The organism is Bacillus cereus group sp. BfR-BA-01355 (assembly GCF_022663675.1).
GTDB lineage: Bacteria > Bacillota > Bacilli > Bacillales > Bacillaceae_G > Bacillus_A > Bacillus_A thuringiensis_S.
The window spans coordinates 36,281-57,554 of record NZ_JAKUFY010000018.1; the positions used below are offsets into that span (position 1 = coordinate 36,281).

Below are 21,274 nucleotides of genomic sequence, written 5' to 3' on the forward strand. Positions count from 1 at the left end.
AGTGGTTACATTTAAGGGGGAATGCGCATGTTTTCAGTTCAACCAATCGCATTTGTACATAATGAAAGAAAGGAAATAAAAGATGATGAGTGGGGAGAAGTAAGATCCCGTATAACTTTAACTGAAATGTATGCAGAAGAAAGTATACAAGGGATTGAAGATTTTTCTCATATTGAAGTTGTTTTTTATTTTCATAAAGTAACTGACGAGCAAATTCAGTATTTTGCTAGACATCCTAGAAATAATAAGGATTATCCTGAAGTAGGTATTTTTGCACAGCGCGGGAAAAATCGCCCGAATCGCATAGGTGTAACAATTGTAAAGGTGATCAAAAGAGAAGGTAAATCAATTATTGTTGAGGGATTAGATGCTATTGATGGCACTCCTATATTGGATATAAAACCAATAATGAAAGAGTTTATGCCGAAAGAAGAAATACACCAGCCTAAATGGGCAACGGATATAATGAGACAGTATTGGAAGGGGAATGGAGTAAAATGAGAATATATGAGGCAACAATTGCAGATTTAGATGGACTAGCATCAGTTTTTAATAACTATCGCATGTTTTATAGGCAGGATTCTGATTTAGAAGGGGCAAAAGTATTTTTACGAAACCGAATTGAGAAAAAAGAGTCCGTTATTTTCGTAGCAGTTGAAGACGGCGAATATATTGGGTTCACACAACTATATCCATCATTTTCTTCCATTTCAATGAAAGAATTATGGATTTTAAATGATTTATTTGTACAAGCGGCGAAGCGTGGAGCCGGAACAGGTAAAAAATTATTAGAAGCTGCTAAAGAATACGCATTAGAAAATGGAGCAAAAGGTGTAAAATTACAAACAGAGATTGATAATTTATCAGCACAACGATTATATGCTGAAAATGGTTATTTGAGAGATAATCGTTATTTCCATTACGAATTAACGTTTTAAAAAATTAAGTTGAAAGAGGCATTTTCAAGAAAAAGAATTTCTTTGTAATGAGAAATTCTTTTTTATTTTTGCCTAAATTAAAAAGTATGACAATAACGATAAAACGATATTTATTTATTGTTAAACGATAAATTATGTGATAAAATTATGTTGTCATTAAATAAGTGAGTTATTGTAAATGAATCTTAAATGAAGTTCAACAACGTTCTTAAAAGTAATTATTTTTCTTTCTGGAATTGCAGTGCTTGCCTTATGCATATTTTTAGTGCCGGAAATGGCGAATTTTGTAGCGAATTTGTATCCTAATATCGCTCCGATAAAATATCTTGTTTTCATTGTGATGTATGGAGCAGCTGTGCCTTTTTATGTTGCTCTTTATCAGGCTTTCAATCTTTTACAGTATATTGACGAGAACACAGCGTTCTCGGAATTATCTGTAAAGTCGTTAAAGAATATAAAGCGCTGTGCAGTTACAATCAGTGGTTTGTATGTATTAGGTTTGCCACTTTTTCATTTTATAGCGAAGAAAATGGAACCTCCTATTGGGTTAGTGGGACTTATTATCATTTTTGCTTCGTTCGTTAGCGCTGTTTTTACCGCTATCCTTCAACGCCTTCTACAAGAAGCAATTAACATAAAATCAGAAAATGATTTGACAGTTTGAGGTGGCGGATATGACAATTATTATTAATATTGACGTCATGTTAGCAAAACGAAAGATGAGTGTAACGGAGCTTTCGGAGAAGGTTGAAATTACGATGGCGAATCTTTCTATTTTGAAAAATGGGAAAGCAAAAGCGGTTCGTTTTTCAACATTAGAAGCGATATGTAAAGCTTTGGAGTGTCAGCCAGGGGATATTTTGGAGTATAAAAACGATGAGAATACTCAATAAAAACAGATAACAAATGTAAATAATAGAAGTCAATAAAGAAGGGATAGCCACTAAGCTATTCCTTCTTTACGTTAATTGCTGTTAGTAATAAAAAATATAATTTGAATTGCAATGTCTGCTTATCAAAAGGGAACTTGCTACCTTTGTATTATAGTTGATTTAAAACCCAGTTTGTTGCATCTTCAAAGTTATCTGCAATGTAGTTTGGTTCAATATGTGCCCATTTGTCTCGGTACGTATGCAAAGCATCATACCCAGCGCCTGTTCGGACTAGAATCGTTGTCGCATTTACTTTTGCTCCTGCAACAATATCAGTCCAGCGATCACCAACTACAGCACATTGTGTTAAATCAAGCCCATGTTTTTTTGCTGCTTTAAGCAGCATGCCTGTACTCGGTTTACGGCATTCACAACCATCACCGTGTTTATGAGGACATACATAAATATCATCAAAACCGAAGCCTTCTAATTCTTGTACAAAATCGGCTACAGTTGCTATTCCATCTGCAATCCCAGGTTGATTTGTGAAAGAGAAAATTTTTATATTCTTAGCTTTTAGTTTTTGCAAGGATGTTTTTGTAAATGGAAATAATGTAAAAGATCCTGGATAATGTATTGTAGTGTCACCACCAATTGTACCGTCACGATCAATGAAAATTGCTTTAATGTTTGTCATAGTTATAGCCCCTTCAATTTATAAGTAGTTTAAAAATGTTTTACAAATCGGTAGCCATTTACCTCATAGCCTAATTTTTTGTAAAAAGGATGAGCTTCTACTCTTTTTGTTCCACTAACTAGCCATGTGCCAATGCAATTATGTTTCTTTGCTAATTGTTCTGCATAATCCATCAAAACTTGTCCAATGCCTTTACGTCGTATGTTAGAATCAACGCTAATAATTGAAATCTCTCCATAACGTGTTACATCTTCTAAATTTTCACGTATACGAAATCCAAGTAATCCAAATATAGTTTCTTCTTCCTCGTAAACATATAAAAAATCAAACGGACTCATTTGTACGAATTGTAATCGATTGTTCATATCTTCATAGGAAATAGAGGAACCTTTTAATTCTTTCGTTAAAGAACAAAGTGCGTCTATATCATCTATCGTTGCTTCACGAATTTGAAAAGACATATTATCCACTCCAATAAAATGTAATCAAACATTTAGTATTCTGTTAAAAAATGTTTTTTCCTGCCATAAAAATAAATATTTTATAATGATATATAGATAGTTATATGTTATTCTTTTCCTTGATTGTATTGGAAATGGAAAGAGGGGAAATGCATGTTAGAAGTAAATATCCGCTCAGCTGGATATGAAATAGGTGAAAAAACAATTCGTGATATAGCTTTTTCTATCGAAAAAGGTGAACTAGTTGCTCTTATTGGAGCAAATGGTGCTGGGAAGAGTACGACGATAAAAACGATGCTGGGATTACTTGTAAATATGGACGGTGAAATATCATTCGGTGAAAAGAAAAATCCGTATGCATACGTACCAGAACATCCAACATACTATGATTACTTGACGCTCTGGGAACATATTGAATTATTAATGGCAGCTCGTGGAAGTGAAATGGGAAGCTGGGAAGAAAGAGCGGGACAATTATTACATACTTTTCGAATGGATAAGCATAAACATGAATATTTATCAAAGTTTTCAAAAGGTATGAAACAAAAATCGATGCTAATATTGGCGTTTTTAACTGAGCCAGATTTTTATATAATTGACGAACCCTTTATCGGTTTAGATCCAGTAGCTACGAAAGAGTTTTTAAGTTATTTATATAAAGAAAAAGAGCGCGGAGCAGGAATTTTACTTTGTACGCACGTATTGGATACTGCTGAAAAAATTTGTGAAAGATTTTTACTCATTTCACAAGGTACATTAGTCGCAGATGGACATTTAGAATCTATTCAAATGTTAGCGGAAATGCCGGATAGCTCATTACTAGACTGCTTTGATATAATTGTAAGGCGTGAACAACATGATTAAACAACAATTTTATAAAAGATTATGTCATGAGCTCCAGCGGAAGTGGAAGTCTATATGTTCGGTAACAGATTGGACAGTCGCGTTATATATTATTATTCCAACACTTATATTTATGGGAATCTATTATAGGTCACTATGGATAAATGAATTATCAATGGAAGAGACGATTTATTTCGGATTAGGATTACTCGCATTTTATCTAGTAACATATCCGAGAGGAGTTCGTTCGTTTTTTGAGCAAGCGGATAGTTTATTTTTAATTTCGTATGCAACACATATGCGAAAATTAGTCCAGTATGGCATGATGTACACATTTGTTCGAATAGCGATAACGAATGTAATAGTAGTCGTTATTATGTTACCAGTGTTGATGAAAAGTATCGGAGTAACAGAGATACAAGTCGTATTATTTTGGGTATTCTTTACTATATTTCGATTTATGTTGTCGTTGTTAACAAGATTTATTCATGTACAGGTGGGGAAACGATGGGTTTTATGGATTGTAAAAAATGTAGTATTTTCTATGAGCTTGTCCTTTTTTGGAATTAGTTTATTTTTTATTTATAAAAATCTATATTATTCAATTCTATTTATCGGTCTAGTAATTTTCTTAAGTAGTGTATTAGTAAAAGAGAAAATGAATTATAAAAAGTTCTTTTTTAAAGAAATCGAGAAAGAAAAAGAGGAAAGCATGCGCTGGACGAGCGGAATTATGCAAGTTGGTGGTCATGCAGCTAAACCGAGTAGCTCGAATAAAAAACCGTGGATGTTTCCGCGTTCTAAAAGACTATTAGGAAAAAAAGCAGATTCTCTTATTATCGAATCTTTTTTGAAAGAATTTTTCCGTACAAGTACTGCACGAATATTTTATATTCAAATTGTATGTATGAGTACTGCAAGTATAATCATGACTCCAAGGTGGATTGCAGCTATTGTTCTTGTATTTACTGTAGTTGCAATTTCTCGCTATGCGCGTGATTATTGGAATGAATTTACGAAAAAAATGTTTCTTCATTTATATTGTGAAGAAGGAAAATTACTTTTGCTAAGGTGGAAGGCAGATCGTTATTTACTACTACCAGCAATACTCTTGTATGCAATAGTTATACTTGCCCAGTTTTATTTATTGCCAGCTGTGATTGGTGGCTTTGTTTTTATTTTATTAATTGTATGGATTGTATTTTTACCATAAAAAAAGAGCCATTGACGGCTCTTTTTCTAGTCTGTAACACATTGATAAATAAAATATACTAAAACGAGTATGCTTGCGGCGGAATACATGACATCTAAAGTCATTCAAGTGCCTCCTCAATATTGTGGTATTAATATTGTATGAAATCTTACAATTTCATATTCAAGTGAAAAATATGTGAACGTTAACAAAATTGTAAAGTGCAAAAATTATAATCATTTTGTATAATAGAAGAAACCACCGTTATATAAAAAATAATGAGTGAAAGGGGAGGGAACATAAATGCCAAATTGGTTTAGAAAAACCTTAGTCGCATTAATTACCGTATTTACATTTGGTTTAGTGACGCCTCCTTCCATATTGCTTGATAATGCCAAAGCTGCGGACAAGCCTACGAGCACAGCTGGGCAACAAAGTTTGGAGAGCACGTCCTATACATATGAAGAAACGAATGACAGGTTAACCACCGATACTTTTATTACTTATGCAATGCAAGAAGCAGAGAAGCAGTCGATGCAAAAGTTTGGTACTAAAATTGGTCCAGTAATTGAAGATGAATTTAAAGATGTAATATTACCGAAAATTGAAGAGGCAATTGCTGAGCTTGCTAGTGATGTACCAGAAGACTCACTACAATCATTAGCGATTTCTCAAAAACCAGCTGGTGGAAATAATGAAAAGATTTTTCACGTCTACGATACGAAATCAGGAAATGATTTATTGCGTTTCCATGTAAGAAGAGATCATCCGCCGCAAGATGGTTATTATTTTAATTTCCATTATCACCGTTTTGATGATGGATACTCTGGACATCATGAGTTAGGAAATATTTATTGGAATACAAATGTACCGCCGAAATGGTTGTCTTAAAAAGAACAAGAGAAAATCTTGTTCTTTTTTATGTTTATAGAAGGGACAGACAACTATGTTGTTGAATAACATAGGTTTAGAAAAAAGAAGTAAAAGGAGTATGGAGATGCAAAAATACATTGTTTTTGACTTTGATGGCACATTAGTAGATTCGCAAAATATATTTGTACCAATTTATAATCAAATTGCTGAAAAGCACGGATATAAAACGGTAAAGGAAGAAGAAATTGAACATTTACGTAAATTAACGATGCCAGAGAGATGTAAACAACTCGATGTACCACTGTATAAATTACCGATATTAGCGTTGGAGTTTTATAAATTATATCAGCCTGCTATAAAAGATCTTGTTTTATTTCATGCGATGAAGGATGTATTAGATGAACTATATAAAAAAGGATACGGTATTGCGGTTATATCATCTAACTCAGAAGAGCATATTCGGGCATTTTTACACAAGAATGATATAGAAAATATACAAGAAGTGTATTGTTCTAAAAATCTGTTTGGTAAAGATAAAATGATAAAAAGATTTTTAAAATCGAAAAAGATAACAGAGCAGGATATGTTATACGTTGGTGATGAACAGCGAGATGTAGCAGCGTGTAAAAAGGCTGGAGTGAACGTGATTTGGGTATCTTGGGGATATGATGTCATTGAAACAGTGAAAAAAGATGCACCAGATTATATGGTTCATAAGCCGATGGAAATTGTGGAAGTAGTACAAGGAGCGTATTCTTAATATGAATACACTTCGAGCAGGCATTCATCATATTGAATTTTGGGTAGCGAATTTGGAGGAGTCCATTTCTTTTTATAATAAGTTGTTTTCCATAATTGGATGGAGAAAGTTAAATGAAGTAGCATATAGCACAGGAGAAAGTGAAATATATTTTAAAGAAGTAGATGAGGAAATCGTAAGGACGTTAGGGCCTAGACATATTTGTTATCAAGCTATTCATAGAGAAGTAGTTGATGAAGTAGCAGATTTTCTTTCTAGTACGAAAGTGAAGGTAATACGTGGTCCAATTGAAATGAATCATTATTCGGAAGGTTACTATACGATTGATTTTTACGATCCGAATGGATTTATTGTAGAAGTTGCCTATACACCAAAGGCAGAAATGTAAGGGGAATAGATATGAAGATAATTACAGCGCAGCAAAACAATATACAAATTGTAAAAGATGCAGTGGATATTAAAGAAATTTCTAAAGGTTTTTCGCCTGACAAGAAATATATAATTATGAGTGCGAATAATGAAAAATATTTATTTCGGACAGGCGATATAAAAGAGTATGAAAGAAAATAGAGTTTCAAATTTTAAATGAAATGGTAAAATGTAACGTACAGGCACAAAGGCCAATTGAAATAGGTATATTGGAAGAAGAAGGTGTATGCTATAGTATTTTTTCATATTTAGAAGGGGAAGATGCGAAGAGACTATTGTCTACGTATTCACCAAAAGAACAATATGATATTGGCATAGAGGCAGGAAAAGATTTAGCGAAAATGCATACACTTGAAGCTCCTAAGAATATACTTCCGTGGTATGAAAGAGCAATGAAAAAACATAGGAAATATTTAGAGGCGTATAAAACATGCGGAATTAAAATTGAAAATGATGATAAAATTATTAAGTTTATAGATGAAAATGAAATGTATGTAAAGGATCGCCCAAATCGATTTCAACACGATGATTTTCATTTAGAAAATATAATTGTACGGGATGGGAGATATGTAGGTGTAGTTGATTTTAATGGTTATGACTGGGGCGACCCACTGCATGATTTCGTAAAAATTGCACTATTTGCAAGAGACATTAGTATTCCATATTCAATCGGACAAATAGAAGGATACTTTAATGAGAGAATACCAGAGGAGTTCTGGAAATTATATGCGGTGTACGTTGGCATGACAGTTTTCTCATCAGTTGTCTGGACATTACGAGCAGCACCGCATATGTTGGAGGATACGCTAGAGCGTCTTCATATTGTATTAGAAGATCATAAAAACTTTGAACTATCGAAGCCGATTTGGTTTCAACCAGATAAGATGGATATGAAATAGAAAAGGTAGGTGTGATTCGCACCTACCTTTATTTTTTACCATCAAAATAATTATTTGATTTTCTTAAATGTCAGCGGCTGAGTACTTAACATAGCTGGCACATGTAACTGAAGAGATGGGAATTCACCACTCACATTCATTTCATAAGCGAATAATAAACTCATTTTCATTTGGAATAAGTCAATTTTTGCAGAGAAGATGTCGTAGTGATGATGGTGCAATTGAACCTCCATCTCCATAAATTGTACAAATAACGAATCATCTTGTTTGTATACTTGTAATGTTCCGTATGCAGGATGTTCAAAAGTACCAGTATAATCCTCTAACTTGTGAGAAGGTGTAGTCCCTTTAATTTGTTCAGGAAGCGATTCAGTTGCTTCTTTCATCATTTCCTTCATTTTCTCAGTATCTTCTACAGCACGTTTATGCCAATCAATGGATTCTAATTCAAGTAGTTCGTCATAAATTTGATTAGCGAGATAAGTAGGAAGTAATGTTCCTCCAGCATTCGTTAAAATGACAAGGCCTATGTTTTCTGTTGGTATGAATGAAACAAGTGCTGAAAACCCATCAATATTACCGCCATGATGAATTACCTTATTACCACGGTAAGCGCTAATAAACCAACCAAGACCGTAACTATTTAATGGAGATTCAGGAAGTGATAAAACTGGTTGATCTGGAATGGAATTATGTGGTGTATACATTTGTTGTAATAATTCAGAGGAGATTAATTCATGATCTCCAAATTTACCTTTGTTTAAGTGAAGAAGGACCCAATTTGCCATATCTTCAATTGTAGAATTAATACACCCAGCAGCTCCAACTGTATCGATGTTATGGAATGGAACTTCTTTTATTTTACCTTCATTTTCAACGTAAGGTAAAGCATAATCATCTGTAGTTTGTGAATCTGTAACAGAGAAGTTTGTTTGATTCATATTTAAAGGCTCTAAAATATGTTCTGTAACGTATTGTTCCCACGTTTGATTTGTAATATTTTCCACAATGTAGCTGATTGTTGTATACATTAAGTTGTTATATAGAAACGCTGTTCGGAACGGCGCATCAAGTGGTAAATGTTTTATTTTTTCAACGAGATTTTTTCGAGATAAGGAAGAGCTATACCAAAGAGCCTCATGACGGCTTACACCGGTTCGATGAGAAGCTAAATCTCGTCCGGTAACTTGTGAGCTAGCAAGTACTTCAGATAAAGAGAAGTTAGGTATAAAAGACTGGACAGGACTATCCCAATTAAATTTTTGTTGTTGTGTTAACAAACTTAATGAAAGTGTGCCAAAAGCTTTCGTTGAGGAACCGATTGCGAATCGAGTATGCGGTGTAACAGCCTCTTTTGTTTCTATATTACGATAGCCGAAACCTTCTGAAATAATAACTTCACCGTCTTTTATTACAGCGACAGCAGCACCAGGAACATTTAAATCCTTCATCATTTTTTCAACCGTTGTTTGTAAAGAAGTCATAACAGGCGTTCCAAATTTAGACATACTTCTAACCTCCAAATATAAATTTTGTTCTACCGCACTATACTTTCGGTAATAGAAAATGAAAACCTTTTTAAATTTGGAAAGTTAATAATTTTTTAAGAATTAGTGGAAGAAATTTTATTAATTAGGATTATTAACTTTACCATTTTTCATGTTATGATAAATTGCATATACGATTGAAAGAAGGTTTTCCTACATATGAAACATGCTGAAAATGAATACTTAAATTTATGCCGCCATGTAATGGAACATGGTACGAAGAAAGAAGATCGTACAGGGACAGGAACTGTATCTGTATTTGGATATCAAATGCGTTTTGATTTGAGTAAAGGATTTCCTTTATTAACGACAAAAAGAGTACCATTTCGCCTTGTAGCAAGTGAACTACTTTGGTTTATGAAAGGTGATACAAATATTCGCTATTTATTGCAGCATAATAATAATATTTGGAATGAATGGGCATTTAAGAGCTGGGTGGAAAGTGACGAGTATACTGGTCCTGACATGACTGATTTTGGTCTTCGCTCACAACAAGATGAAGAATTTAAAGTACAGTACGATGAGCAAATGGAATTGTTTAAAAAGAACGTTTTAGAAGATGATGATTTCTCAAATAAATATGGTTATTTAGGAGACGTATACGGTAAACAGTGGCGTGCTTGGAAAACGACAGCCGGTGAGACACTTGATCAATTAAAAGATGTAATTGAAATGATTAAAAAAACACCAGACTCACGTCGTTTAATCGTTTCTGCTTGGAATCCTGAAGACGTACCGAGTATGGCATTACCGCCTTGTCATACATTATTCCAGTTTTATGTAGCGGACGGAAAACTTTCTTGTCAGTTATATCAAAGAAGTGGTGACATATTCCTTGGAATTCCATTTAACATCGCAAGTTATTCACTACTAACACATTTAATTGCACATGAATGTGGTCTTGAAGTAGGAGAATTTGTTCATACAATTGGAGATGCACACATTTATACAAATCATTTTGAACAAGTAGAAAAGCAATTGGCACGTGAACCACGTCCGTTCCCGAAACTTACATTAAATTCAGATGTGAAATCTGTTTTCGATTTTGAAATGGAAGATTTAACGATTGAAGGATACGATCCGCATCCAGCAATTAAAGCACCGGTTGCAGTATAATTGTAGAGGAGATGAAAAAATGATTGTTTCATTTATGGTCGCAATGGACGAAAATAGAGTAATTGGTAAAGATAATAATTTACCTTGGCGTTTACCGAGTGAATTACAATACGTGAAGAAAACAACGATGGGTCACCCGCTTATTATGGGAAGAAAGAACTATGAAGCGATTGGTAGACCGCTGCCTGGAAGACGTAATATTATTGTAACTCGTAATGAAGGATATCACGTTGAAGGATGTGAAGTTGTTCATTCTGTAGAAGAAGTATTTGAACTATGTAAAAATGAAGAAGAGATTTTTATTTTTGGCGGGGCGCAAATTTATGATCTCTTTTTACCTTATGTAGACAAATTGTATATAACAAAAATCCATTATGCATTTGAAGGAGATACATTCTTCCCAGAAATGGATATGACAAATTGGAAAGAGATTTTTGTGGAAAAAGGTTTAACGGATGAACAAAACCCGTATACGTATTATTACCATGTATATGAGAAACAACAATAATAAAAAAGGTTGATGTGAGAATTCGCATCAATCTTTTTATTTATATTCACCAATATAAGTTTATAGATGAGATTCGATAGTGCTATAATGATAGGTAGCATGTAAAAAATGCTAAAATTTTCAAAATTACTAATATAGAAAGAGGAGGAGAATGGATTGAGAAAGATATGGGGGATTCTTTTTCTTTGCTTAACATTCATGTTAGTTGGATGCGGTAAAGAAGAAAAACCACAAGAAGCGTTTGATACATATGTAAAAGCATGGAATAAACAAAAATTTGCAGATATGTATGATCAACTATCAAAAAATGCAAAAAAAGATATTTCAAAGAAAGAGTTTACTGAGAAATATGAAAAAATTTATTCTGGTATCGAAGTAAAAGACTTAAAGGTAGAAACAGGGGAAGTAAAAGAAGATAAAAAAGATGAAGGCCCTGTTCCTTTTAAAGTAAGCATGGATACAGTTGGTGGTAAAATTACTTTTGGCCATGAAGCAAAAATGGTGAAAGAAAAAGATGGAGATAAAGAATCTTGGAAAATAGATTGGACTCCTGATTTTATTTTCCCTGGTATGACGAAAGATAGTAAAGTGCGTATGCAGACGACAGAGCCAAAACGTGGTGAAATATACGATCGTAATGGAAAAGGTCTTGCAACGAATGGGAAAGCTTCTGAAATTGGAATAGTTCCAGAAAAATTAGACGATACTGCTCCGCAAACGAAAGAGACAGTAGCGAAGTTGTTAAATATGACTGTAGAAGAAATTGATCAAAAATTAGCTGCTAAATGGGTAAAACCAGGGTATCTCGTACCAATTGGAATTTTGCCTGAAGGGGCAACGCAAAATACGTACATTGATTTAGCAGGTGTTTCAACAAAACCTGTAAATGTTCGTACATATCCATTAGGGGAAGCGGCAGCTCATCTAACTGGTTATATCGGAAAGGTAAATGCTGAAGATTTAAAAACGCTTCAAAAGAAAGGCTATCAAGCTGATGATCCAGTTGGTAAAGCTGGTTTAGAGCAAGTATTAGAGGAAAAGCTACGCGGTAAAAAAGGTGGCCGTGTCTTTGTAGAAGATGCACAAGGAAAAGAAATTAAAAACTTGGCAAAAACAGATGCTGTTGATGGAGAAAACGTAACTTTAACTATTGATAGTGCTGTTCAAGAAAAAACGTACAATGAAATGAAGGGCGAAGCTGGTTCAAGTGCAGCAATTAATCCGAAAAGTGGAGAAACAATTGCACTAGTAAGTAGTCCAGCATATGATCCGAATTTAATTGCACGAGGAACATCGAAAGCACAACGCGAAGCTTGGAATAATGATCCGAAAAAGCCGATGACGAATCGCTTTACACAATTATCGGTACCAGGTTCTGTATTTAAACCAATTACAGCTGCAATTGGTCTTGAAACGAAAACAATCGATCCAAAAGAAGAGTTGAAAATTGAAGGATTAAAATGGACAAAAGATTCTTCTTGGGGTAATTATTATGTAACGCGTGTGAAAGATGCAAATCCGATTGATTTTGATAAGGCGATGAAATACTCGGATAATATTTACTTCGCACAAGAAGCTTTGAAAATCGGAAAAGACAAGTTTATGAGTGAAGCGAAAAAATTCGGATTCGATGAGAAACTACCAATTGAATATGGATTCCCTGCTTCTAAAATTGCAAATGACGGTATTAAAAATGATATTCAAATGGCAGATACAGGATATGGACAAGGACAAGTATTAATGACTCCTCTTCATTTAGCTTTAACGTATGCGCCAATTGTAAATGATGGAACGATTCCATCACCGTATATTATTAAAACAGATAAACAACCAAAAGCTTGGAAAGAAAATGTAATTTCTAAAGGAAATCAGGATATATTAAAAACTGCTATGACGAAAGTAATTAATGATCCGGATGGTACAGGGAAAATTGCTAAGATTGATGGAATGACTCTTGCTGGAAAAACAGGTACAGCGGAATTAAAAGTATCTAAAGAAGCCGAAGGAAAAGAACTAGGCTGGTTCGCTGCATTTGATTTGAATTCGCCAGATATGGTCATTACAATGATGATTGAAGATGTAAAAGGTAGAGGTGGAAGTAACATTCCAGCTGAAAAAGTAAAACATGTTTTTCAAAAATAATATGTAATAAAAGGCTATCTCTATAATTTATAGAGGTAGCCTTTTTGTATGAGAAGTCTTAATATCTGTATACTAAATTTTAGAGAAACAAAATAAATCATTAACTTACGAAAAAAAAGTAGCTATTTTTTATTGACATTAAATAAAACTTTTTGTATTATACTTACATAAGGTAAGTTATTAACTTTTAAAAAACAAATCTTGAATTGAAGATAAAGAGAAAAAAGGGAGAGAATACAATGACAAAAGTACTATTTATCACAGCAAATCCAAATTCAGCAGAAGGTTCTTTCGGAATGGCAGTAGGGGAAGCTTTCATCGAGGCTTATAAAAACGAGCATCCACAAGACGAAGTTGTAACAATTGATCTATTCAATACTACTGTACCAGCAATCGATGCAGATGTATTTGCTGCTTGGGGTAAATTTGCAGCAGGTGAAGGCTTTGAAACTTTAACGGAAGCTCAACAACAAAAAGTAGCAGCAATGAACACAAACTTAGAAACATTTATGCATGCAGATCGTTATGTATTCGTAACTCCAATGTGGAACTTTAGCTATCCACCAGTAGTAAAAGCATACTTAGATAACGTAGCAATCGCAGGTAAAACATTCAAATATACTGAAAATGGTCCAGTCGGCTTATTAGAAGGTAAAAAAGCACTTCACATTCAAGCAACAGGTGGCGTATATTCTGAAGGAGCATACGCAGCTGTAGACTTCGGACGCAATCATTTAAAAACTGTATTAGGATTTGTCGGTGTAAATGATACTGATTATATTGCAGTTGAGGGTATGAATGCAAACCCTGAAAAAGCACAAGAAATTAAAGAAGCGGCAATTGCTAATGCTCGTGAATTAGCAAAACGTTTCTAATATAGAATGCCTTAAAAAGTCCAAACACTTGATGTTTGGACTTTTTTTCTTCTTTTTCCTTCGTTTGTCTAGTATAATGAAGGTCGGAATGATAATAGGTGGGGGTTCTGTATGATTCAAACGTTTTTTAAAATCTTTTATTTAATTTTAATCGTAATTGCGATTACACCGAGAATGTGGCGTCTTAAAAGACAAGTAAATACGATGGCGCCAAAAGAAAAAGATAATGCTGTGTACAAAACGACAAATTGGTTTGGTAAGAAAATGGTACGTGTAGCTGGAGGGACAGTAGAAGTGAAAGGGCTTGAAAATGTTCCGAAAGACAAGCCGGTACTAGTTGTAAGTAATCACCAAAGTAATATGGATATCCCTGTTTTACTAGGTTACTTAAATAAACCAATTGGATTCGTGTCAAAAGCAGAAATTAAAAAGTTCCCAGTTGTGCCAACTTGGATGGAACTTATGAATTGTGTATTTATGGATCGTAGCGATCGTCGTCAATCTCTTAAAGCAATTAAAGATGGAATCGAGCTATTAAAGAATGGACATTCTATCGTGATTTTCCCAGAAGGGACAAGAAGTAAGGGTGGCGAAGTTGGAGAGTTTAAGGCTGGTAGTTTTCATCTTGCAGTAAAGTCAGGTGTAGCAATTTTACCTGTAACGTTAGATGGTACATATAAGATGTTTGAAGCGAATGGAAATCGTATGAAGCCAGCTCATGCAACAGTAACAATTTCTAAGCCGATTACACCTGAAGATTATGCGAATATGGATATTAAAGAATTAACGAAGCATACACAGGAAGTTATCGCATCACAATTACATAAGTAGTAAAAAAGGTTTCAGCTTATAGTAAGCTGAAACCTTTTTTATTATGCTGTAGGTAAGACATAAAAGAGTACACAAAAGAACATCATCGCACTACCACCTAAAACGAACAGGTGCCATATGGCATGGTTGAAAGGTAGCTTTTCCCAAAGGAAGAATATAGCTCCGACAGAATATAAAATTCCACCTGCTAAAAGTAGTGAAAAACCATGTCCAGTTAGATTTTCATAAAGTGGTTTAATGGCAACGATTATGAGCCAGCCCATAATGATGTAACATAAAGTTGATGCCTTTATAAAGCGACGTACAAAGAAAATTTTGAAGACGATACCTCCGATTGCAAGTGTCCATATAATAGCAAGTAACGTCCATCCTAATGGGCCACGAAGTGTAATAAGTAGAAAAGGAGTATACGTGCCAGCAATCAATAAGTAAATGGCTGAATGATCTAAAATAGTAAATATTTTTTCAACTTTAGGATGATGGATGCTGTGTAGCAATGTTGAAAACAAGTACAGTAAGAACATGCTTACACCATAAACAGTAAATGCAACTACAGCTGATGCGGTACCGTGCTTAGAAGCATGAATAATCAATATGATTAAGGCAGGGATGCTTAAAATGGCACCGATACCATGTGTAATTGCATTTGCAATTTCTTCTTTTACAAATTGGGTCATTCGTGTCATTTTTTCAGTCATAATGCAAATCCTTTCTACTATCATGAAATAATATGTCATTTCCCTTACCATATCATACACAAGGGCAATAGAAAATGAAATTTGTATAATTGATTATATTTTTGAATTTTTTTGACAAAAGGCAATGGATTTGTTGACGTTTTCAAACTTTTTTGACAAAATAAAATTATGTAATAGTAGGACAAGGAAACTACTAATAAAGGGGATGGGGAAATGTTTTCAAATATTGGCTTTCCAGGGTTAATTTTAATTTTAGTAGCAGTACTCATTTTATTTGGGCCTAAAAAATTGCCGGAAATCGGGAAGGCTTTAGGGGAAACGTTAAAAGAGTTTAAAAAATCAACGAAAGAATTGACAGATGACGCATTTCAAGAAAAGGAAAAGAAAGAAAAAATGTAATGTATTTTCCTTGTAATGGATAAATAAAGTGTGGTGAACGAGTTGGAAGATCGGGAAATGAGCGTAGTAGAACATATTGTTGAGCTTCGAAAAAGAGTAATATATACGGTGTTATCCTTTGTACTATTTTTAATTATCGGATTTACTTTTACAAAGGATATTTATTTTTGGCTTGTAAAAGATTTACCAATGAAATTAACTGTTCTCGGTCCAAGTGATGTATTGTGGATTTTTTTCTCGATTGCTACAGTATTTGCTATCGTTTGTACAATTCCTTTTGCTGCTATACAAATTTGGTTATTTGTAAAACCGGGTTTACATCCAAATGAACAAAAGATGACAATAATGTATATACCGGTATTGTCTATATTATTTATTGCAGGTTTATGTTTTGGATACTTTATTGTAATGCCATTTCTATTTCACTTTTTAACTACGATAGGTAATGAAATGTTTAATACGATGTTTACGACAGAAAAGTATTTTCATTTTGTACTTAATTTAACAGTCCCATTTGCTGTGATTTTTGAATTACCAGTCGTTGTAATGTTTTTAACTAGTATTGGAATACTTACGGCGGAATTTTTAATAAAAATAAGAAGATATGCTTACGTAGCACTGATTATCATTGCATCTTGTATATCACCGCCTGACTTTTTATCTCATAGTTTAGTTGCGGTGCCGCTTATTTGTATTTATGAAGTAAGTATTGCTTTATCAAAGGTTGTTAGTAAGAGGAAAAAGAAAAGAGAAGAAATGCAGTCGAAAAGTGCCTCGTTATAAAGGCACTTTTTTATTTATTGGTTATACTATAGCTATAAACGTATACAATATATAGAAGAAAAAAATTATAGAATCTCCAAAATTTAGACAAACTTTGCGCTTTTATAAGCTTATACTAAATGTATTAAACAATTGATGGATAATGAGATTCCCGTCTCGGAGATATTTAGGATGGGAAGATGGATTAGGTGGAGATGAATAGAGTATAAATCTTCTAGCCATAAGGACTACAGAAATCATATAAGTCTGATTTTACTCCACTTTAAACAACGTGTTACAACGCAAAGTAGAGGAAGTTCAAAAATCCAATGAAAAAGAGGATTGATATTGTGATTACGAAAAGTTTTTATTTCACTCATTCAACAGGGGATTGTATTAAAATATTCGAAATCCCTGTCCTACAGGCGCAGCATCCATTATCGTTTCTAATTCAGTCTCGTCTTCAATTATTTATTGCAAAAATTCAAAAACAAAAACATCCAAGATTTGCATATTCTTTCCGTGAATATTTACAAAATTGTTTGAAGTGGAATGATTATTTAAATGTATATAAAACAAATACTCTTGAAAAAAATGCATGATATAGAGTAGAGACAGGGTTAGGAGCTCTGTCTTTTTCATTTTAGATATAAAAATATAATTAATTTGATGAAATTTCGTTCCAAATTGTTGAAAGCAATGGGAATACTAGTATAATAACAAGGAGAGCGTATTGGAAAGGGAAGAATATAATATGCAAAAAATTAAAATTGTAACAGATTCAACGGCAGATTTATCACAAGAAGTAATCGAGAAGTATGACATTCATGTTCTACCATTATCAATCTCTGTAAATGGACAAACATATTTAGATCGCGTTGATCTACAACCAGATGAATTTATTGAAGAAATGCTTAAATCAGAGGAATTACCAAAAACATCGCAACCAGCAATGGGTACATTTGTAGAAATGTATGACAAGTTAGGTGAAGATGGAAGTGAAGTACTTTCCATTCATATGACAAGTGGAATGAGTGGTACTGTAGCAACTGCAAATAGTGCTGCATCAATGACCGATACAAAAGTAACAGTTGTTGATTCTCAATTTATTACACATGCTTTAGCATATCAAGTAATTGAAGCTGCAAAAATGGCAAATGAAGGGCGCTCACTAGAAGAAATTTTAAAACGTGTAGATGAAGTAAGAAAGAATACTCGTTTATATGTAGTAGTAGATACATTAGAAAACTTAGTGAAGGGTGGACGTATCGGTAAAGGAAAAGCGTTTATCGGTTCGCTGCTTAATATAAAGCCAATTGCTAGTCTTGAAGACGGTGTTTATAATCCTGTAACGAAAGTTCGTAGCCAAGGCCAAATTGTAAAAACATTAGCTAAGTTATTTGAGCAAGATACAGCTGGAAAAGTTGTAAAGGCTGTTGCAATTCCACATGCGAAAGCAATTCCTTTAGCTGAAAGTATGAAAGCGGCGGTTGAAAAAGTGAGTGGGTTTGCTCAATCAGAAATTTTCTATACAACGCCTATAATTAGTACTCATACAGGTCCGGGTGCAATCGGATTTATGTATTTAGCAGAGTAATAAAAAAGCTACTTGAAAATATATTTCAAGTAGCTTTTTTATGTAAATAGAAAGTAAGAAATAAGAAGAGCTATACAGGCACTACCGCTAATGATATAGCGAGTCTGTAAATATCTATTCATAGAAAACACCCTTTATCCCGCAATTTGCGGACAGTAAAACTCCCACCTCAAAATTTAGCTGGAGCAAAGAGGTTAGGTAACGGGCTGTCCGTAAAAGCCTTCACTATAGGATTTTCTATATTATATGTTAGATGTAGAAAATCAGTCGCTACGTTACACATGTAAAGTTTCAATTTTTTCATTTATTTGTTTATCATTTGTTGCGTTACTATAAATAAAAGTTTGGCCTAAAAAGAGTACATGCAGTTGTTCCCATGGTAACATGCGCAAATTCCAATTATTTCGAAGTCTAGTTATTGCTTCACGAGGTGTTTCATCGGCGAGTGCAAATGCTCCGTAATGCATCGGTATAAAATGAGTAGCGTTTAAATCTAAATAAGCTTGCACAGCCTCTTCAGGTGAAACATGAGATACTTTCATAAACCATTCTGGTTCATAAGCGCCAATGGGCATAAGAGCAATATCAATTAAAAAGCGTTCACCAATTTCTCTGAAACCTTGGAAATAGCCACTGTCGCCACAAAAATATATGGTTTCCATAGTCGTTTCATTATCAATAATCCATCCCCCCCAGTGAGACGTATTCATATCAAATAAGAATCTTCTCGTCCAGTGCTGAGCAGGTACGAAGTGAAAAGAAACTTCGTTAATTATCGTACTTTCCCACCATTTATACTCTTCTACATGTTTAAATTTCTTACGAGTAAATAATTTTTTTAATCCGATAGGTACAAGGTATAGAACATCATCATTCAACTGACGAAGAGTTGAAAAATCTAAATGATCATAATGACCATGTGAAATAAGGACAATATCAATTTTAGGTAGTGCTTCTATAGAGAGTCCAGGTTCTGTAAGTCTTGGAACTAGCTTTAATTTATTGGCCCATACTGGATCTGTTAATATATTAAGTCCATTCGTTTGGATAAGAAAAGTAGAATGCCCAATCCATGTGACAGTCGTTTTTTTTACATTACTTTGCAAAAATGCACTTTGTTTAACGGGTGATTGTTCTACTAAGAAAGAAAAATCTTTTTTGTTTTGCTTTCGTTCTTTACGCCAGCGTAAAAAAGAGCGAATTGATTTTTTTGTACTAACATTATCCATATTTTCATAGCGCTTTGCCATGAACATCACCTCATTTAAAATCGTTGTATTTGTATTGTACCGAAATGTTGTTAAGGAATACAGTGTAAAACATGGATTAATGTTTAAGGAATTGTTAAAAAATAGGGAAAGGTATTTACAAAAGTAACAATAAAATTAGTTTTATCACTTCTATTTATAGAAATAATAGTAAAAAAATATATTTTGTCTAGTAATTCGCTTGAAATAAAGAAGTAACATACGTAAATTCGTACGATTTCGTGAACAAATGTAGTAAACAATTTTCTCGTAGTGTTAACTTTTGTTATTATAAACATAACCTATTTAAATTTAGGATAGAGAAAAGAGGTTTATAAATGAAGCGTTATCAAAAAATAATTGGTCTTATGGTTGTATTTTGTCTCTTTGTACTTGCTGGATGTAGTGGATCAGGTTCAAAGCTTCGTAAACCATTGAATTGGGATTTAGAAACTTTCCAATTTACAAATCAAGATGGAAAGCAATTTGGTACAAAAGATTTAAAAGGGAAAGTTTGGGTTGCAGATTTTATGTTCACAAATTGTCAAACAGTTTGTCCACCAATGACTGCAAATATGGCCAAGCTGCAAAAGATGGCAAAAGAAGAGAAGATAGACGTTCAGTTTGTTTCATTTAGTGTAGATCCAGACCTTGATAAACCAGAAAATCTGAAAGCATTTATTCAAAAGTTTACAGAGGATACTAGTAACTGGAATTTATTAACGGGATATTCGTTAGAAGATATTACAAAGTTTTCAAAAGATAATTTCCAATCACTTGTAGATAAGCCGGAGAACGGTCAGGTCATGCATGGTACATCATTTTATTTAATTGATCAAAACGGAAAAGTAATGAAAAAGTATAGTGGCATTAGTAATACGCCATACGAAGACATTATACGTGATATGAAGCGATTAGTGGATTAAAAATAAGGGTGCATAGCACCCTTATTTTTTTTGCATTAGTCTATGGATAAAATGTCATGTTGTTGGGGAAGTTTCGGCGCCCGAATTTCTAATACGCCGTTTTGATAAGAAGCTTTTGCTGCTTTTTTATTAATTGAATACGGCAACTTAATCAATCTTGATGCTTCTGAAATGGAACGTTCTCGGCGATAATAGTTATGGGATGTTTCTTCTTCCTCTTCGAGTATCTCTTCTTTTACAGAGACTTTTAAGTATTCACTTTGTATTTCAATTTGGATTTGCTCTTTTTGTATACCTGGTAGTTCAGCTGTAACAACGAGTTCTTCACCAACTTCATATAAATCTACAGGGAATGTTAATAAACGGTTTCCTTTTTGGAAAAAATGATTTAAATCAGCGATTACATTGCGAAGAGGTGTTTGCTCGAAGAAATCATCAATTTGCTTTAAATAATTACGAACCGGTGGGCGAGAAGAATCTTTTTTTTCTTCACTCATGGTATTCCCTCCTAGAAATCAATTTGCAATATCATATGACAAAAGCGGAGAAAGGTGAGTGCCTAGTTTTCATGTTTTCATAAAAAATTGTTAAAAATGTGAAATGGAGTGATTTTTTTATAGTTTTTGGTCGCCATATTCAGTTGATTATGCTAGTATAAATAG

Annotated in this window: 25 protein-coding genes and 1 pseudogene; 20 read left to right on the top strand and 6 right to left on the bottom strand. The window is 33.7% G+C overall.

The annotated features are described in order from the left end of the window. Positions 1-27: 27 nt before the first annotated feature. The 4 genes from MR167_RS08535 to MR167_RS08550 all read left to right on the top strand — a co-directional run bounded on the left by MR167_RS08535 (position 28) and on the right by MR167_RS08550 (position 1,831). Complete coding sequence (locus MR167_RS08535; RefSeq protein ID WP_000493250.1) at positions 28-501, top strand: SAM-dependent methyltransferase; 474 nt, start codon at positions 28-30, stop codon at positions 499-501. Continuing rightward, positions 498-938 (top strand): GNAT family N-acetyltransferase, encoded by a 441-nt coding sequence (locus tag MR167_RS08540; protein WP_001223866.1) that lies wholly within the window; start codon positions 498-500, stop codon positions 936-938. Before MR167_RS08535 ends, MR167_RS08540 begins: the two co-directional genes overlap by 4 nt. A 217-nt stretch (positions 939-1,155) precedes the next feature. After that, positions 1,156-1,602 (top strand): DUF2975 domain-containing protein, encoded by a 447-nt coding sequence (locus tag MR167_RS08545; protein ID WP_033668863.1) that lies wholly within the window; start codon positions 1,156-1,158, stop codon positions 1,600-1,602. 10 nt (positions 1,603-1,612) lie between these two features. Further along, positions 1,613-1,831 (top strand): helix-turn-helix domain-containing protein, encoded by a 219-nt coding sequence (locus MR167_RS08550; protein WP_000152531.1) that lies wholly within the window; start codon positions 1,613-1,615, stop codon positions 1,829-1,831. Positions 1,832-1,979: 148 nt separating this feature from the next. On the opposite strand, the gene MR167_RS08555 is transcribed toward MR167_RS08550, so the two are convergent. After that, on the bottom strand, positions 1,980-2,507 hold the full coding sequence (locus MR167_RS08555) for an HAD-IIIA family hydrolase (protein WP_000181782.1): 528 nt from the start codon (positions 2,505-2,507) through the stop codon (positions 1,980-1,982). A gap of 29 nt (positions 2,508-2,536) precedes the next feature. Next, positions 2,537-2,968: a GNAT family N-acetyltransferase gene (locus tag MR167_RS08560; protein ID WP_016077782.1), complete on the bottom strand. Its 432-nt coding sequence runs from the start codon at positions 2,966-2,968 to the stop codon at positions 2,537-2,539. A 153-nt stretch (positions 2,969-3,121) separates the two neighbouring features. On the opposite strand from MR167_RS08560, the gene MR167_RS08565 reads away from it, so the two are divergent. The 6 genes and pseudogenes from MR167_RS08565 to MR167_RS08590 all read left to right on the top strand — a co-directional run bounded on the left by MR167_RS08565 (position 3,122) and on the right by MR167_RS08590 (position 7,964). Continuing rightward, the gene (locus MR167_RS08565) at positions 3,122-3,832 is read left to right on the top strand and encodes an ABC transporter ATP-binding protein (protein ID WP_000895248.1); all 711 of its coding nucleotides are present in this window, start codon (positions 3,122-3,124) and stop codon (positions 3,830-3,832) included. Then, positions 3,825-5,024: an ABC transporter permease gene (locus MR167_RS08570; protein WP_000595435.1), complete on the top strand. Its 1,200-nt coding sequence runs from the start codon at positions 3,825-3,827 to the stop codon at positions 5,022-5,024. The genes MR167_RS08565 and MR167_RS08570 overlap by 8 nt, the downstream gene beginning before the upstream one ends. Positions 5,025-5,306: 282 nt before the next feature. After that, positions 5,307-5,894, top strand: a complete 588-nt coding sequence (locus MR167_RS08575) for a YpjP family protein (protein ID WP_001134421.1) — start codon at positions 5,307-5,309, stop codon at positions 5,892-5,894. Positions 5,895-6,000: 106 nt separating this feature from the next. Beyond that, positions 6,001-6,636 (top strand): HAD family hydrolase, encoded by a 636-nt coding sequence (locus MR167_RS08580; protein WP_242314388.1) that lies wholly within the window; start codon positions 6,001-6,003, stop codon positions 6,634-6,636. A gap of 1 nt (position 6,637) precedes the next feature. Then, entirely contained in the window at positions 6,638-7,024 is a 387-nt protein-coding gene (locus MR167_RS08585; protein ID WP_001094667.1) for a VOC family protein, read from the top strand. A gap of 11 nt (positions 7,025-7,035) precedes the next feature. Beyond that, positions 7,036-7,964: pseudogene (locus MR167_RS08590) on the top strand (aminoglycoside phosphotransferase family protein). 50 nt (positions 7,965-8,014) lie between these two features. Here MR167_RS08590 and MR167_RS08595 read toward each other — a convergent pair. Further along, positions 8,015-9,472 carry a serine hydrolase gene (locus MR167_RS08595; RefSeq protein WP_242314389.1) on the bottom strand — a complete coding sequence of 486 codons (1,458 nt, stop codon included), beginning with the start codon at positions 9,470-9,472 and terminating at the stop codon, positions 8,015-8,017. A 198-nt stretch (positions 9,473-9,670) separates the two neighbouring features. Between MR167_RS08595 and MR167_RS08600 the strand changes: the two genes are divergently transcribed. From MR167_RS08600 to MR167_RS08620, 5 genes are all read left to right on the top strand, one after another. Continuing rightward, positions 9,671-10,627 carry a thymidylate synthase gene (locus MR167_RS08600; protein ID WP_000679602.1) on the top strand — a complete coding sequence of 319 codons (957 nt, stop codon included), beginning with the start codon at positions 9,671-9,673 and terminating at the stop codon, positions 10,625-10,627. Positions 10,628-10,646: 19 nt separating this feature from the next. Next, positions 10,647-11,135 (top strand): dihydrofolate reductase, encoded by a 489-nt coding sequence (locus MR167_RS08605; protein WP_000637208.1) that lies wholly within the window; start codon positions 10,647-10,649, stop codon positions 11,133-11,135. 156 nt (positions 11,136-11,291) lie between these two features. After that, positions 11,292-13,277, top strand: a complete 1,986-nt coding sequence (gene pbpC, locus MR167_RS08610; protein ID WP_106103307.1) for a penicillin-binding protein 3 — start codon at positions 11,292-11,294, stop codon at positions 13,275-13,277. Between the two features lie 239 nt (positions 13,278-13,516). After that, complete coding sequence (locus tag MR167_RS08615) at positions 13,517-14,152, top strand: FMN-dependent NADH-azoreductase (protein ID WP_000170028.1); 636 nt, start codon at positions 13,517-13,519, stop codon at positions 14,150-14,152. A gap of 111 nt (positions 14,153-14,263) precedes the next feature. Beyond that, complete coding sequence (locus MR167_RS08620; protein ID WP_000616579.1) at positions 14,264-14,983, top strand: lysophospholipid acyltransferase family protein; 720 nt, start codon at positions 14,264-14,266, stop codon at positions 14,981-14,983. Positions 14,984-15,024: 41 nt separating this feature from the next. Here the strand turns inward: MR167_RS08620 and trhA are convergent, their stop codons facing one another. Further along, positions 15,025-15,681 carry a PAQR family membrane homeostasis protein TrhA gene (gene trhA / locus MR167_RS08625; protein WP_000136889.1) on the bottom strand — a complete coding sequence of 219 codons (657 nt, stop codon included), beginning with the start codon at positions 15,679-15,681 and terminating at the stop codon, positions 15,025-15,027. Positions 15,682-15,894: 213 nt separating this feature from the next. On the opposite strand from trhA, the gene MR167_RS08630 reads away from it, so the two are divergent. The 4 genes from MR167_RS08630 to MR167_RS08645 all read left to right on the top strand — a co-directional run bounded on the left by MR167_RS08630 (position 15,895) and on the right by MR167_RS08645 (position 18,439). Further along, the gene (locus MR167_RS08630; RefSeq protein WP_000492443.1) at positions 15,895-16,080 is read left to right on the top strand and encodes a twin-arginine translocase TatA/TatE family subunit; all 186 of its coding nucleotides are present in this window, start codon (positions 15,895-15,897) and stop codon (positions 16,078-16,080) included. 57 nt (positions 16,081-16,137) lie between these two features. Beyond that, the gene (tatC, locus tag MR167_RS08635; RefSeq protein WP_000117643.1) at positions 16,138-16,863 is read left to right on the top strand and encodes a twin-arginine translocase subunit TatC; all 726 of its coding nucleotides are present in this window, start codon (positions 16,138-16,140) and stop codon (positions 16,861-16,863) included. A 329-nt stretch (positions 16,864-17,192) separates the two neighbouring features. Beyond that, positions 17,193-17,444: a DUF2535 family protein gene (locus tag MR167_RS08640; protein ID WP_000629010.1), complete on the top strand. Its 252-nt coding sequence runs from the start codon at positions 17,193-17,195 to the stop codon at positions 17,442-17,444. 152 nt (positions 17,445-17,596) lie between these two features. Further along, the gene (locus tag MR167_RS08645) at positions 17,597-18,439 is read left to right on the top strand and encodes a DegV family protein (RefSeq protein ID WP_021036079.1); all 843 of its coding nucleotides are present in this window, start codon (positions 17,597-17,599) and stop codon (positions 18,437-18,439) included. A 275-nt stretch (positions 18,440-18,714) separates the two neighbouring features. On the opposite strand, the gene MR167_RS08650 is transcribed toward MR167_RS08645, so the two are convergent. Beyond that, entirely contained in the window at positions 18,715-19,689 is a 975-nt protein-coding gene (locus tag MR167_RS08650; RefSeq protein ID WP_242314391.1) for an MBL fold metallo-hydrolase, read from the bottom strand. Positions 19,690-20,024: 335 nt separating this feature from the next. Here MR167_RS08650 and MR167_RS08655 point away from each other — a divergent pair, with 335 nt between their 5' ends. After that, complete coding sequence (locus tag MR167_RS08655; protein ID WP_000833341.1) at positions 20,025-20,612, top strand: SCO family protein; 588 nt, start codon at positions 20,025-20,027, stop codon at positions 20,610-20,612. Positions 20,613-20,647: 35 nt separating this feature from the next. Here MR167_RS08655 and MR167_RS08660 read toward each other — a convergent pair whose 3' ends face one another. Next, positions 20,648-21,109, bottom strand: coding sequence for an Hsp20/alpha crystallin family protein (locus tag MR167_RS08660; protein ID WP_001288086.1), 462 nt, complete (start codon positions 21,107-21,109; stop codon positions 20,648-20,650). Positions 21,110-21,274 lie beyond the last annotated feature (165 nt).